The sequence below is a fragment of the Algoriphagus lacus genome (assembly GCF_003583985.1).
GTDB classification, from domain to species: domain Bacteria; phylum Bacteroidota; class Bacteroidia; order Cytophagales; family Cyclobacteriaceae; genus Algoriphagus; species Algoriphagus lacus.
Genome location: NZ_QXML01000008.1, coordinates 143,836 through 159,534 on the forward strand (window position 1 = coordinate 143,836; position 15,699 = coordinate 159,534).

The window sequence follows — 15,699 nt, forward strand, 5'->3', positions numbered from 1 at the left end:
TTAGTTTTTTTTGAATGCGCCAAAATTAAGAGTAATCGGGTGAGATTGAAATCTATTGAGATAAATTAAATCGCAACTGTCCACCAAAGGCTGTAGAGGTTCTTCTGTATGCAGTGGTCACCCGTGGATCATTGATCGTCCGCTCAAAATAGAAGGTAAGATTCAAATTTTGATTGACTACATATCCAATGGTAGGTCTGATTTGAATGTTCATGTTTCCATTGGTCACGGTACTTCCTTCTTCGATTTTTCGCTGAACTTGTCTAGTATCTACTACCTTGGTGTCAAGTCGCATCACAAGGTCATTTTTGAGAACTTTTTGACCTCCTTGTATTTTGAAAGGCACTTTTACTCCTGCTTTGGTATAAGCTAGGGTTAGTCCAAAGTCACTGCTTTTCTGTTCGGTGACCTGAGAATTGGAGAAATTCAGGCCAAGATTTCGTTCACGGTTATAATTGACAGCCACATTCAATCTGTCTTTAGTCAGCAAGTCAATACCAATGAAAGGTGCAAATCGTTCTGTAAGCACAACTTGGTTAAGAACATAAATCGGGATAAACTGTCCGTCATCATTGGTGATATCCGGTCTTTGAACCTCCTGAAGGGTATTGAAAAGTTCCAATCCTTGCTGGTATTGAAGAGAGTTTGAAAAATTGCTCACATCATAAGTCGATGCATAGGCATGGGTGATATTGATGCTGCTGAATTTATCACTGAGCCCTTTTAATCTTGAAAGCCCTCGGTAGTCCAATCTCCAGTTTGGAAGCGGAGTTTTTGGAAAAGGATTTAGCTTAACTTCATTCGGGTCTTTCCCCAAATAGGCAGCTAGGAAGGACGGAATCATTACATCCTGACCATTTATTCCATATTCTCCACTTCCTGATGCTTCTCCATCCAATCTTGCTTTGATGATCGATCGGTAATTTTCAAAATCCGTGAAAAGAGGTGAATTGTTTTGGGAATCATCCTTGTCAAATGTCGTTCCGATCATTATGGTAGTAATGGAGTAAGAACCCAGTCGATTTGGACTGATTGATTGATAATTACCGGGATTGTCCAGAGAATTTCGGAAGATTTCCTGATAGTCGCCGATCTCTCGTTTTCTTGCTTCCAACGTCACTCTGAAATCCGGAAAAGGTTCGGCAAGTCCTGTCAATCTCAAATTCATTGCCCTGTTTTGCTTGAAGGTTTGGGTCAATTCTGAACTTGGTGCGATTTGTCCATTTTCGGCCAAATCGAAACGGATGTTTGGATTTTGGGCACCAAAGACAAAAGCCCAACTCGGATTTTCCCAAGCCCGATCCATCCCTAAAAGCCCTGTATTTGGCATATATCCGGGCAGGAAAGTCCCCTCAATCACCCCATAGTTGAAGGTTATTTCCTTCACCATCATGAGAAATTTCACCAGCTTGTTGCTGAATGGGGTACCTATAGTATCCTCTGCAGCCAGCGTATTTCTTCCAGGGACTCCGGGTCGCTTGGGGGCATTGAGCGCAGCCAGTTTTTTGTTCTTGTTGTAAAGTTTTACCAAGTCAAATTTGCCAGTCAGACTTTGATCTCTTGTGTTTTGGATCATATTACCCAAAGTGTCTTTCTGACCGATTGCTCCAGTCTGCCAGGTATAGGAGGCCACATACCGATAATCTGTCTGAATCCAATCCGTTATTGGTAGTTTGTTTAATGGAATGGAATAATTGACAGTACCGACATGGTTGTAGTTGGTAGTTCGGCCAAATCTCCAGGCATTGTATTTAACAGAATCCCGCTTGGCTTCAGTGTCCAAATCCCCTTCGGGTTCATCCACCACAGAACTTGCTCTGGATGCAAAATCAACTCTCAGGCTATTGGAAAGGTCCCAGTTGATGTTGAATGAGCGGTTCATGAAGAATGATTTTTGGAAAAGTGGATCCACTCCTTCAGTACTCAATTGGTCATTTCGGTATTGGGATCTTAGGAATCGTCTGTCCACATCCAGCCTTGCCAAAATCAAGGTAGGAGATAAATTAAGGTTGAAATCTTTGATCAACTTCAAATAGGGTGAAGTCATTCCTTCACTGTTTTGGAAGGGTGCTATTCGCCATTCTTTTGGCTGATAGCTATAAGTAATATTACCTCTGTTGGTTTTGAAATTGTAGCCCTGAATCTGTGCGTTTGTTTGGGTTACCGAACCGACAGCATAGGAAAACGCCAAATTGGAGAAATCATAGAATCTACTTGGTGAATCCGGGTTTCGTTTGAGTTTTCGAACGTTATTGAAGCTCAGATTTCGCCTGCTCAGCTGATCTTGGGCAATATCCCTGTATTCATTCCGCTGGGTATTGGTTTCAAATTTACCCAAGGCTACCTCAAAGGGAACATCCGGGTTGAGAGGGTCATATTCTGGCTGAGTAGTGGCATTTTCCACCGAGAAATACATCGGGATGCTCAAACCGAGACTTTCGGGGAGCAGCTTGTTTACTTCCACATTGGTGGAAATATCATATTGAGTGGTAGCCTGTCTTGCCCTTTGGGAAAGTTTGGTTTCCAAACCACCGAAGCCAATGGAATTGTGTCTTACGGAAGCTGATACCACAGCAACATCCGCGATTTTTGCATTCAGGAAGGCATTTGCCGCCCAACCGTTGTTTTTGGTGAATCCAGTCACCCGAAGTTCATTTGCCCAGAGGCATACCGACTTGGAAGAGTTGATTCCTGTTCCAGGATTGCGCACACCGATCATCATGCCTTGTACCATGCTGAGTTCCGGACGTCCGACCACAGTGACTTTGTATTGGCGAATGGCTTTTGAATAAGGAAGAGTCAATGGAGATTGACTGTTGTCACGGTCCACTTTTACTCCAACGATTTCCTGAATGGCTATATCCAGCTCGTTTTCCAATGGCCAAACGGCTCTTGGGTCATTGGTGCCAAGTGGAGAAATGTAAAGTGGAACCTCGATCTCGTAGTAGTTGTCTGTGTAATCCGTACCCAAGCGAAGGAAAGCACTGATTTCACCGTTTTGTGCATCCTCACTGTTTGCATGGAAAAACATTTTGATGCGTTCGTATTGAACCAAATCAATGGTTAGGTTTTTAAAGACTGCACGGGCATCTTTTGGAGCCAAATCTTCTACGCATACTCGTAGGGATTGCTCGTTTAGTCTTCGCTCGACAGTGGAAGTATTGTCTCTGTCCCGATTGATTCCTGGAGGTAAAACATATGGACTTTGCTTGTCGCTTCCTTGGGAGTTTTGCTCAATATTGACAACGTCTACCACGACATTGGAAACATCCGGTTCCGGAACTTCGAAAAATCCCTTTTCAAAAAGTGATTCCTGGAAAACACGCCACTGGCTACCCACCATTCGGAATTCCGCCATTCGCAGCACAACCGGTTGCTCAAAATCAGTCAGGTAGGTTCTCATCCAACGGATCGATTTGAATCCGGTGATATTGCCCTGCACCCGATCAGGCTGACGAACAGGAATTCGGAAGAGATACCAATTGACTTCCTCCCCATTCTCCACGTGGGTGACTTGGTCTACAATGTAATTTTCCCCCACATTCAATTGGCCTGGTCTGAGATCTATCTCGTATTCGTAGTAATTCTCCAGCTCATTAATGGTGTTGTCGGTATTGAGGTCTTCATTGTCCGGAATGTTATTTCCGGAAGGAGTGTAAGGCAAATTTGGGTCAGCAGATACAGGCGTATTGCCTTCCATTCCGTTGAATTTCTTGTAGCGTTCGAGGATTTTTACATCGGCTTCATCAAATCGATCGTCGAGGTAATATTGGAAAGCATCTGCAGAAACGTCCTGCTCAATGGCGTTCCGGACATCCTGAGACACATTGAGCCGATCAAGGAATCGACTTTGGAAAAAGCCTTTTTCGTTATCATTTTTCAAGCCGTCCAAACCCACGTCCTGATTTACTCGGGAAGATTCCGAATTGTCAAAAGCAGGGATCAAAAACTGCTCTCTGGTAATGCGTCCCCATTCATTTTGTCCAGTTTCAGTAGGATCTCCATCCGGAGGAAGTCCATTTTCAAAAGCGTGACTTCCGTCTTTCATCACGTCTTCGGAGACGTCACCCAAATTGAGGAAGAGCTTTCCACCCGTCGTATTGTTTTGGTTGAAAACACCATCCAAAACCCGCCCATTTTCACCTGGCAAAAACGGATCCATCAACCAGAATTCGATGTATTCAATGTTTGTTCGATCAAAATCTACCTCGGTAGTGATCGCACGGGTAACCCCACCATAGTTTAATTTTGGATTAGGCAAAAGTCCCTGCTGGGTCAAATTCGGGTTGTAGTTAAACATCCCTCTCTCGCTTGGGAAAAATGCCATTTCAAAAAGTGGTTGAGGTACAATAATTACTTCACGATCCTGGTTTTTGAATATTTCCTGAGGAATGACTCTCCTCACATAATGGTTTTGTTTATCCTCCCGGGTTAAATTGGATGGTACTCCCGGCCCGCTTTCACGGTAAAAAATGTTGTCGATGTTGTACCAAGCTAAACGGGCCCTTCGGTACGTGTTTCCAAGGTTGTCTTCCGTTAGTCCGCTGAGGTCAAATCGGTTGTCACGGGTTTGAGGGGTTGAAGCCAATTTCCAGTTTTGATTAGCAGCTGCTCCGAGGTAAAACGGAGTTACAGCTGCCTCAAAGTCATCGATGTAGGAAGCCGGATCACCATCGACCCGGTTAGACGTCCCGGGAATCAAATGGGCAAATTCCGCATTGAACTGGACCAGCGATTTTTCTTTAGTATCCGTGAACGGAAGCGCATCAGCCAACTTGGTCAGCCAGCGTGATTCGTCGTTGAAATTGACGTCCAAGCCCCAAAGGCTATTCTGTAGGGTTTCATTTCCAGTTGCAATTCGAGTGACATTGGGACGCTCATTGAGATACATAAACGTTCCACCCAGATTGAGTTTTTTACTGGCCAGATAGTCCAATCTTGTGCCTAAAAGGCTTCGGGTTTGAAACGACACCAGGTCAGCTTTTTCAAAACTGACATTGATCTGTTTTCCGGATTGCAGGATCGCATCGTTGATGATCACGAGTCGTCCCACGTTATAGTCCACGGTGTAGTCGACGCCTTCTGTCAGTGGGATATTTCCGGCTTGGACGATGACTGAGCCAGGAGCAATGTTCAATCCGGGAAGTTGGATTTCACTGGCGGATCCAGCGGTTAGCCTTCCTTTGATAAAATACTTATTCAGTCGGGTCACCAACTCGGCATCCGCCTGGGTAGTTCGGTAAAGGGTGTCGTAGACATATTTGTCCTTGAGGACAATTTCTTCTGGCAGGAAGTTTTTCTCGAGGTTTGAACCGAAAGGCTCCAATACTGGGAAGATTAACAAGCCCCGGTCTGAAATCATCGTAAGTCCTTCAACAAAGTCGAAATTTCCGTCAGGAGCTGGGTCGTTTTGCGGGTTTAGATTATCCAAACCAGTCAATCGGATCAGCGGTTTATCCCGGACATTTACTCCCTCCAAAAGGGATGGGTTGTCCAGGCCGGTACGGTCATCCCGATAAATCACCTGTAGCTGGAACCCTTCACGCATGATTTGGCTGGCATTAAGGCTGTACACGTTTTTCATCATCAGATCCCATGTCGGAATTCTGGGATTGATTCGGGCAGGTCTTAAGAGTTTAAGGAAAATCAGCTCGTCTTCAGCTCTGGTTTGGTAATCTTCGGTAAGCTCACCGACTTTGTAAACTTGCCCGTTGTAAGTGTATTCAAACGAAACTGCTAAAACCTCATCGTTTTGAAGTCTTCGAAAAAGGGACAAATAGCCCAATTGTGGATTGAAAAAATATTCAGTGGGTTCCAGTTTTCTGGCACCGTTGATCTGCTCAAAATCCTGACCTTTTCGAAGTCCCAAAGCCGACTCCATTGCCCTTGATCCCGTATCAAAAGGTCTAAATGAAGGGTTAGTGGAAATATTGGAATAAAGCAGGTTGGCGCTGTTTCCAGCTGGTGCGCCCGGATTTCCAGAGCCAATTGCTGGGTTGCTTGGGTTGTAAATCACCCTGCCTTCTCCCAAATCTATGAAAGCCGCAAAGTTTCGAAGCGTTTCCGTATTGGTTGCCCGGTTCATGATGTACACTTCCATCCGGGTCACATTTACTCCGGAAAGAACCTGAGGCAGACCCCTTAGCCAACGTTCGTAATTATCCCTGAAGAAATGAGCAATAAAAAAGTGGCGATTTTCATCATATCTGGAGGCAGGAAGATCAAAGGCTCTTCCTTGACCGTTGGCATCGATCACGAGGTTGTCTCTTCGTCCCCGTTGGGTGGAAGCAACCGCGGTAACATTTAATTTCCCAAAGCGCATTTGGGTCTTGACTCCAAACAGATTCTGAGCACCCTGTATCAATCGGTTTTGAATTGGCATACTCACGTTACCGATTTCCACCGATTGAAGAATGTCTTCTTCAAAGCCGTCGTACTCAACCTTCAGTTGATTTTGAAAATCAAAGGAGTTGTTTGAGTCGAAATTGGCGGCGATCTTCATTTTTTGCCCCAAGGAGCCATTGACAGCCATTTGGATTTGCTGCTGGAAATTGAATCCGCCATTTTGCTGCTGTCGGATTGGTAAAGTGGGGTTGTCCACTCTTCGGAAAATAGCTCCAAAGTCAAGATTGACGTATCCGGTAGGGACAATATTGATCTCACTTCCTCCAAAAATCCGATCGAAAGAAGGGCTCACCGTAAGTGGAGGGATCAGACTTCTCCCTTCGACTGCACTCTCTCCGTCCATTCCACGGGCCCTTGATCTCCAGTAATCCTGTCTGACCCGATACTCCTGGAGCTGCGAAAACTGGTCAAAATCATACTCTTGCTCATTCCCCAACCTTGCACTGTCTATCTGGTCAATGATATTGTACCGAAGAGTTGAATCCACCAACACCTTGACGCTTTGGTCAACTGGAGGAGTGGGAATAAATGGCGATTTGGGACGAAGGAAAGGGTTTCGGTAGGGATATAGTGGATTCGTCCTCATGTTTTGCCAAAGCAGAAAGGAGGGCGATAGTCTACGAATATTCAGGGAATCGATCCGGGATTGGATACTGTCTTTTACACCTTGCTGGGCTATTCCCGGTGAAACTGCCAGTAGCATACCCAACAGGATTAAGAAAACAGGCCCGCGACTTCTAATTTTCCCCCTGCAAAAAGTCAGTAACTCCTGAAAGTTCAATCCAGCTTAGAATTAAGGTGTCTTTAAAGATGCTTTAATTAAATCTTCTAAGGAAATTTCCCCGCTGGTTTTTTTGAGTACTTGAGTGATATTTTTCTCTGCAACAGCTTTTTGAAATCCCAAAGTAACTAAGGCTTGTAACGCCTCCTCGCGGATTTTATTGCTGGTTTTCAGGAATCCAAGAGGTGTGCTTAGCTCAGAACTTCCTGATTTCCCCACCTTGTCTTTCAATTCTAAAATGATTCGCTGGGCAGTCTTTGTTCCAATTCCTTTTACCGCTTGGATAGTCCCAACGTCACCTGAAAGAATGGCGTTTTCGATTTCTTCTGTGCTTAAAGAAGAAAGTATCATCAGTCCGGTATTTGGCCCGACTCCGTTTATGGAAATCAGAAGAAGAAAAAGACGTTTTTCGGATTCTTCTTTAAATCCATAGAGGGTATGACCGTCTTCTTTGATGTGTAAAAACGTGAGGAGCCGGATTTGCTCCTCATCTTTTATTTTGCTGTAAGTCTGAAGTGAAATTTTGACTTGGTAGCCAATACCACCCACATCAATGATTACATAGGTTGGGTCTTTGAAGACAAGTTTTCCACTCAGATAAGCGATCATAGCATTCCTTCGGTTGATTGGGCATCCACCACAGCGATGGCAACCATATTGACGATTTCCCGGATGGAACTTCCTAATTGTAGGATGTGGACCGGTTTATTCATTCCAAGCAAAATTGGGCCTATGGCTTCGGCATTTCCAAGTTCTGCCAAAAGTTTGTAAGCAATATTACTGGAAGCAAGATCCGGAAAAATCAGCGTGTTAACCTTATTTTCAGACAGTGCAGAGAAAGGGTAGATTTCACGTTGAATTTCCTGATTGAGAGCCACATTAGCTTGCATTTCCCCTTCGATGATCAGATCTGGATATTTTGCTTTTGCAAGAGCGGTTGCCTTGGACATTTTAGCAGGAATATCCCCCTGAGCCGAACCAAAGTTGGAGTAAGACAAGAGTGCGATTCTTGGCTCCATGTTGAAAAACTTCACTGCATTTGCCGTCAATCCGATGATATCCACCAATTCTTCTGCAGTTGGATTAAGGTTGACAGTTGCATCGGCAAAGAAATAAGGTCCTTTCGGCGTATTCATGATATATACCCCCGCTACCCTGTTTACTCCTTGTTTTACACCGATAGTTTGAAGTGATGGTAAAATAGTCTTCGGATAATCTCTCGTCAAACCCGAAATAAACGCATCAGCGGCTCCGGTTTCCACCATCATAGCTCCAAAGTAATTTCTTTCTCTGACGAATCTATTGGCGTCAAAAAGGGTCATTCCTTTTCGTTGCCGCTTTTGGTAGAGGAATTGGCCAAATTTTTCAAGCATAGCCGTCTCTTCCATCGGGTCAATGATAGTCACATAGGCTAGATCCAGCGAGTTGCCCTCGATCATTGCCAGGATTTTCTCCCGATTTCCCAATAGGATTGGTACAGCAATCTTTTCATCCCGAATGATTTGAGCTGCTTTCAGGATTTTCAAATTATCCGCCTCACCGAATACTACTCGTTTTGGGTCTTTTTTAGCTCTTCCGATCACAATCGACATCAATCGCTGATCAATGCCGATTCGCTTTTGAAGTTCCAGCTGGTAAGCATCCCAGTCATGGATCATCTTCTTGGCCACACCGGAGTCAATAGCAGCTTTTGCCACGGCCGGCGCTATAGTGGTGATTAGGCGTGGATCTACAGGCTTGGGAATCAAATAGAGTCTTCCAAAAGCCATGTTTAAATCACCATACGCTTTGTTTACAATCTCCGGAACGGGTTCTTTAGCAAGCTTGGCTATCGCATGGGCAGCGGCAAGCTTCATTTCCTCATTGATCACTGTAGCTCTGACGTCCAAAGCCCCTCGAAAAATGTAAGGAAATCCCAGTACGTTGTTGACTTGATTGGGATGATCTGACCTACCGGTAGCCATGATCACATCTTCTCGGGCGGCAATTGCCAGGTCGTAGGAGATTTCAGGATCAGGATTGGCCAGAGCAAAGACTATCGGATCAGGAGCCATCGATTTGATCATTTCCTGGGAAATGATATTTCCTGCCGAGAGGCCCAAAAACACATCTGATCCAGGCAAAGCTTCACTGATGGTATTGATATTTCGAGTTGTCGCGAATTCTTCGTGGATCGGAGTGAGGCCGGGACGGTCTGTCCGAATTACTCCGTCTTTGTCGCAGACAACGATGTTTTCTTTTTTTACTCCCAGACTCACATAGAATCTAAGGCAGGAAATAGCAGCAGCACCTGCGCCACTTACGACCAATTTGATCTGGTCGATTTTTTTGTCCACAATTTCCAGGGCATTCATCAATGCGGCTCCGGAAATAATGGCAGTCCCGTGTTGGTCATCGTGCATCACAGGAATTTTCATTTCCTGCTTTAGGGTCTGCTCGATTTCAAAACATTCGGGAGCTTTGATGTCCTCCAGGTTTATCCCTCCAAAAGTCGGTTCGAGAGACTTGATAATCTGAATTAGTTTTTTGGGGTCTTTTTCATCAATCTCCAGATCAAAAACATCAATACCTGCGAATTTTTTAAAAAGGACGCCTTTGCCTTCCATGACCGGTTTGGAAGCCTCAGGTCCAATATCTCCTAAGCCCAAAACAGCCGTTCCATTTGAAATTACTGCTACTAGATTTCCTTTTGCAGTATACTTGTAGACGTTCTCTATGTCTGCTTCAATTTCCTTGCAAGGCTCCGCGACTCCCGGAGAGTAGGCGAGTGCTAGATCAATTTGACTGGAAACCGGTTTGGTTGGTATTACTTCAATTTTGCCGGGAGATCCCTGGCTGTGGTAATTTAAGGCGTCTTGTTTCCTGATTTTTATCGTCATAAAGGAAGTGGTGGGTTAGGCACCTTGGTTTTCCTTCCAACTGATATTGGTTTTCAGCAAAATAGCTTGGATTTCTCTCAGTGCATCCCGATGAATTTCATTTGGGTAATAGACAAATCCCTCCATGTAGTAAAGCTTGCCCTTCGCCTGATCCACCATCAAATAACCGAGGAAAGTTCCTCCCATGCTCAAGTTGTTAGTTTTCCAGGTACCCCTGATTTCGACGGTAAAATTATCATTTATCACCATGTTTCTGAAGGCAGGGGGGATTTGTTTTTCGCTCGTCATGAAAGAAGAAGGAACCTCCGGATCGCCGAAAATGTGCATTCCTGCGATGGAATCTCTGAGGCTCAGGATATTTGCAGGAAAGGTTTGCTCTTCAGAGGTATAATCTGTTTCATAAAAAAACAAGCTTATATCAGGTCTGTTTTGGGTAGGAGTAGGGGATCTCAACCAAAGAAAATCCTCTGTGGTTTTTGCTATTTGGTAGGAGGCCGGAGCATGAATTTCAATTCCAAGTTTGGTCCTTGCTTCGTATTCGGCAGCGGAATTTTTTCTTGTAAAAAGAGGCTTTTCCAATCTCCCTCTTTCCCTCACCTCAAAAAGATTCTGAAGCTTATCCTTATTTTTCCTGAGGTTTGCGATGAGTTCTGCTTCATTGTTTCCAAAAAGGTACAGGACTTCCTGGCCTTCTGCATACTCATCTTCCATTCTCAAGGAATAAAGCGTAGGATCTTTGCTTGCTTTTTCTTTTGACTCCTTTGAAAACTGTGCATTGATCACCTGACTGCCCCCTTTTTTGTCATCGAAAGTGGTCACATAGATGAGGTTGGTGAACATTTTCAGCATCCGAGTCATACCTCTTGGGTCCACTCGGTGGACTTTGAACATGCTCTCGGATCGGATCATTCCAGGAAGATCAGCTTCAAAGATATCTCTTAATTCATCCCCCACCGGGCCAGCCCACTTGGTCGAATCAATGGCTAAAACAATCTCACCAATGGACCCCCGGGCTTTTGGTTTGGGATCTCCCATTCCTCCTTTTCCATCTTCTCCACAGGAAAAGAGAAACAAGGACAACATTACAAGAAATGAATAGGTAAATGCTTTCATATTTTAGTGAGTTTGGCCTCAGTTCCAAGTTGATGACTAAATTTCAGTCATTCTTGTTCTAGGTGTATTAAAAAGTGAGTTAAATGATATTAATATTTCCCTTTTGCTGTGAGACTAGCCTATAATCAATTTTTGGCCTGGCTTGATGCTGTTCGAGTTCAAATTGTTAAGCCGTTTGATTTGCTCCACTGAAAGGGAGTGTTTTTGGGAAATAATCCAAAGGGAATCACCTGGACGGACAGTATAGGTTTTTTGTCCGGAGTTGGATGAATTCTCAGCCAAATTGGTTGTAATTGGAGCTTTGCCAGTGTAAATGTAAAGGGTTTGACCTGCCTTGATTAGATTGGAATTCAGGTTGTTCCATTCCTTCACCTGAGTTACACTGACCCCATGTCTGGAAGCAATTGATCCCAAAACATCTCCTGATTTTACCCGATAAGAGATCCGCTCTGGGTTGGTGGTAACTACGGCTTTTTCAACTGGTACGACAGTAGGAATACTATTGGATGCTAACAGAATCGAAGGTTGTGAGCCAAGCGAATCACCAATCCAAGCCAAGTTTTCTTTCAGGAAAAGCGCTTTGGATTTAGGGACTTTCACTTCCATGTTGCGGTTTGCCTCAGGGATAGTTTTGTTTTTGATAGAGGGATTTAGCTCCTCCAAATCATCGAGACAAAGGGCAGTTAGTTCGGCTAGTCTGTCCAGTCTGAAAGCCCGATCAAATCTTATTTTTTCGTACTCGATGGGATAGGTTGGTTCCTCTAGATTGAAATTGTGTTCTTCGAGATGGTTAAGTACATAGAGGAAGGCTTGGAATTGAGGTACATAACTCCTAGTCTCTTTAGGTAGGTAATCATAGATTCCCCAAAAGGTTTTTTTGCCGCCTGATCTTCGAATGGCTTTTCTGACATTCCCTGGGCCGCAATTGTAGGCTGCCATGGCTACTTCCCAATCGCCAAACATCCTGTAAAGAGATTTGAGATACTTAGCTGCTGCCTCAGTTGAAAGCTCTGGATCCATGCGGTCATCCACATCGGAATTGACGTGCATCCCATACATTTTTCCTGTTGCTGGCATAAATTGCCAAAGCCCCATAGCGCCAACTCTGCTTTTAATCTGAGGGTCCAGTCCCGACTCTACAATCGATAAGTATTCGATTTCGGTTGGTATTTCGTGCTTTTCGAGGGTTTTTTCAAAGAGATGGAAGTATTTTTCTTTTCGGGCCAAGACCATTTTGGTGTAGTCCCGGTTTCTCACAGTGAAATATTGGATAAAGGAAAAAATCCGCTCATTAAGCTCGAAAGGCATGTCTGTTTTCATCGCCTTCACTCGCTGATCTACCTCCTCATAGGTGAAATCTGGGATGTATTCGTAATGGTAATTGGGAAGCACTTCATCGGAAATTATTGATGCCGCTTCCAGTGGTGATTCCTGCGAAAAAGCTTCAGTCAGAGGGATCAAGCAAGTAGTAACTACCGGAATGAGGATACTGCAGATAGACTTTTTCATTAGGTTTAATGTTTAAGAGGTTAATTCAGTCAAATAGTTGCTGAAAGCATACAGCTCAGCTTCTTTGAAAGAGTTGGAGATAACCTGAAGCCCAATAGGCATGCCAGAGTTGTCTTTTCCGTTTGGAATTGAAATCGCCGGAACTCCTGATACTGAAGCTTGTACAGTGAAGAGATCTTCCAGGTACATGGCTACAGGATCGCCGCTGTGCTCACCAAACTTAAACGCTGTAGATGGCGTAGTTGGCATGATAATATAGTCAAAATCATTTAAAAGATTTTCGGTGTAATCTTTTATGAGTCTTCTGACCTTTTGAGCCTTAGTGAAATACGCATCGTAATAGCTTGCCGAAAGGACAAATGTCCCAAGCATGATTCTTCTTTTGACCTCCTCTCCGAATCCTTCGCTTCGGGTCAGTTTGTACATGCTTTCCAAATTGTGAGCATTTGGAGAGCGATAACCATACTTCACTCCATCAAATCGGGACAAATTGGAGCTTGCCTCAGCGGTAGTCAGGATGTAGTAGGTTGGCAGGGTATATTTTAACAAAGGAAATTGGACCTCTTTTACCTCATGCCCTTCGGATTTCAGTTTGTCCAAAACTGCCAGGGTGTTTTCACGAATCTCCGGCTGAAGTGAGGGGGAATCAAAAGTTTCCTTGAGGTAAGCCACTTTTGCTTTTTTGTCAAAATGCAGCAATTCACTGTAATGCAGCACCGGCTTTCGGGAAGAAGTGCTGTCAAATTCGTCGTGTCCGGCCATGATTTCCATGACCAATGCATTGTCTTTAACAGTTCGGGAGAAAACCCCAATTGTATCGAATGATGAGGCGTATGCAATCAACCCCCAACGTGAAACGCGGGAATAGGTGGGTTTCATCCCGATGACTCCGGTGAATGCTGCCGGCTGTCGTACTGATCCTCCGGTATCTGTGCCCAAAGAAACGGTACAAAGATTTGCTTGTACTGCTACTGCTGAGCCCCCTGAGGAGCCACCCGGAACACGGGATTCGTCCCGTGCATTGAGTACTTTCCCGTGAGCAGAGTTTTCATTGGAACTTCCCATTCCAAATTCATCGCAGTTTAATCGGCCAATAATAATGGCGTCTTCATCGATCAAACGCTGAACGGCAGTTGTGGTGAATTGAGAAATGTAGCCCTTGAGAATATTGGAGGAGGCGTTGGATTCGTGGCCGGAATAATTGAGAACATCCTTTATTCCGATGACCATTCCGGCAAGTTTACCGGCTTTTCCTTTGGCAAGTTTTTCATCGATCAAGTCTGCCTGTTCCAAAGCGGACTGCTTATAAACTTCAACGAAGGCGTTGAGGTGCGCCTTCGTTGCAATGTTCTGTAAGTAATGAGTGACGATCGCTCTGCAATCTGTCTCTTTCTTTTCGAGCGATTTTTTAATTTCGTCGAAGGAACTAAATTTTTCCAATGGTATTGGCTTAAGGAATTACTTCTTCTTGTCTTTCAGCCCATCTTCAAGATCGTTCTGAATTTCTTTGGTGGCGTCTTTGAATTCTCTAATGCCACGGCCTAGACCTCGAGCCAATTCAGGGATCCTTTTAGCACCAAACAGCAGGAGGATCACAACGATGATCAATATGATTGAACCTCCGCCCATGTTTTGAATGAAACCTAATGTAGTCATGATGGTGTATGTGTTTAAGGATATACAGGATTACAAAGATACAACTGTCTCTCGCATGGCCAAAGTTCCGCTCAAGGACAATTGCTCTTTTTTATGAACGTACGATATTAATAACTATTTGGATGTAATCCATGTTGCAGGGTCCATGATCTGCAAACCTTTCCAAGTTTGGAAGTGAACTTCAGATTCTCCTTCTGCATTAGTACCCACTTGCCCAATAATGTCTTTTGCTTTGACATTTTGGCCAGATTTTACCGAGATGGTTTTTAATCGGCTATACATCGTGTAGTACTCTCCGTGTTTGATAATTACAGTACCTCCGTAGCCTGGCATTGTGGTGATTTTGGTTACCACTCCATCAAATACCGATCGCACATTTGAATTAGGCTGGGTTCGGATATCTATTCCGTCACTGTCAAGTGTGATTCCCTTTAAAGTTGGATGTGGATAGGTACCGTATCCCTGCGAAACAAATCCTGTCTCCACCGGCCATGGCAACCTTCCTTTGTTTCCAGCAAATGAGTTGGATAAGGCGGCAGCTTCAGGAGTCATCGGCATGGAAGTTCCTGCCTTTTTGGTGGTGGTGCTGTTTTCTTTTTTGGATTCGGCTTCGGCCCTTCTGATTTCATCCTCGATCACCTGCTTGATCATCCGGTTGAGCTGATCTTGTTGTTTTTTGGTGGCCGCAATCTGGCGCTGGATCTCCCGTTCTTTTTTAGAAAGCGTATTCACGACGCTCTGTTGGCTTTTTCTGAGTCGCTCCAGTTCTGCTCTTTCTTTTTGCTCTTCCGAAAGCACGGTCACTTTATCTGCTTTTCGCTCATCCAAAAGTTTTCGTTGCTCAGAGAGTTCAGCGCTGAGTTTCTCAATTTGAGCCGCTTGTTGCTTTCGGCTGTCGCTGTACTGCTTGAGGTATTTCAGGCGCATGTACAGTTGATTGAAAGTGCCCGAACTGAACACAAATGCAACGATGGAAAGTCCCCTGTTGAGTTTCGAGGAATTGTAAATCATTCTTGAATATTCAGCCTTTAAGTCCTTCAGTTGGAATTCAAGTTCGGCGATTTTCTTTTCGGTATCCGATATTTCCTGATTGATCAGCCGGACTTCCCTGTCAAGTGTATTGACCAATCTATTTTGTGTCTGAAACTGACGGGTAAGTGCATTCAACTCCCCTATTGAGGTTTTTTTGGTAGCCGTGGTTTGCTTTAGAATTGCATCAAACTCCTTCAATCTGGCTTGTACCTGCGCTTTTTCCCGCTCAAGTTCCTCTCGAGATTTGGAAGTCTGGGCCAAGCTGGATAGGCAGCCGATGAAGAAGAAAAGAAGAATAAAAGTATGTAATCGTCTGGTCCACAT

General features: G+C 44.3%; 8 protein-coding genes. All 8 read right to left on the reverse strand.

Annotated features, from left to right (window positions below; all coding sequences use genetic code 11):
• Nucleotides 1-52: 52 nt before the first annotated feature.
• Nucleotides 53-7,108, reverse strand: coding sequence for a T9SS outer membrane translocon Sov/SprA (gene sov / locus D0X99_RS15685; protein ID WP_119478797.1), 7,056 nt, complete (start codon nucleotides 7,106-7,108; stop codon nucleotides 53-55).
• A gap of 90 nt (nucleotides 7,109-7,198) precedes the next feature.
• Nucleotides 7,199-7,795, reverse strand: coding sequence for a Holliday junction branch migration protein RuvA (gene ruvA / locus D0X99_RS15690; RefSeq protein ID WP_119478798.1), 597 nt, complete (start codon nucleotides 7,793-7,795; stop codon nucleotides 7,199-7,201).
• Entirely contained in the window at nucleotides 7,792-10,065 is a 2,274-nt protein-coding gene (locus tag D0X99_RS15695; RefSeq protein ID WP_119478799.1) for an NADP-dependent malic enzyme, read from the reverse strand. The genes ruvA and D0X99_RS15695 overlap by 4 nt, the downstream gene beginning before the upstream one ends.
• Nucleotides 10,066-10,080: 15 nt before the next feature.
• Nucleotides 10,081-11,178: a DUF4837 family protein gene (locus D0X99_RS15700; protein WP_119478800.1), complete on the reverse strand. Its 1,098-nt coding sequence runs from the start codon at nucleotides 11,176-11,178 to the stop codon at nucleotides 10,081-10,083.
• Nucleotides 11,179-11,292: 114 nt separating this feature from the next.
• The gene (locus tag D0X99_RS15705) at nucleotides 11,293-12,687 is read right to left on the reverse strand and encodes a LysM peptidoglycan-binding domain-containing protein (protein ID WP_119478801.1); all 1,395 of its coding nucleotides are present in this window, start codon (nucleotides 12,685-12,687) and stop codon (nucleotides 11,293-11,295) included.
• A 12-nt stretch (nucleotides 12,688-12,699) separates the two neighbouring features.
• Nucleotides 12,700-14,127 carry an Asp-tRNA(Asn)/Glu-tRNA(Gln) amidotransferase subunit GatA gene (gatA, locus tag D0X99_RS15710; protein ID WP_119478802.1) on the reverse strand — a complete coding sequence of 476 codons (1,428 nt, stop codon included), beginning with the start codon at nucleotides 14,125-14,127 and terminating at the stop codon, nucleotides 12,700-12,702.
• A gap of 18 nt (nucleotides 14,128-14,145) precedes the next feature.
• Nucleotides 14,146-14,343: a twin-arginine translocase TatA/TatE family subunit gene (gene tatA, locus D0X99_RS15715; RefSeq protein ID WP_119478803.1), complete on the reverse strand. Its 198-nt coding sequence runs from the start codon at nucleotides 14,341-14,343 to the stop codon at nucleotides 14,146-14,148.
• Nucleotides 14,344-14,457: 114 nt separating this feature from the next.
• Nucleotides 14,458-15,699, reverse strand: a complete 1,242-nt coding sequence (locus D0X99_RS15720) for a murein hydrolase activator EnvC family protein (protein WP_119478804.1) — start codon at nucleotides 15,697-15,699, stop codon at nucleotides 14,458-14,460.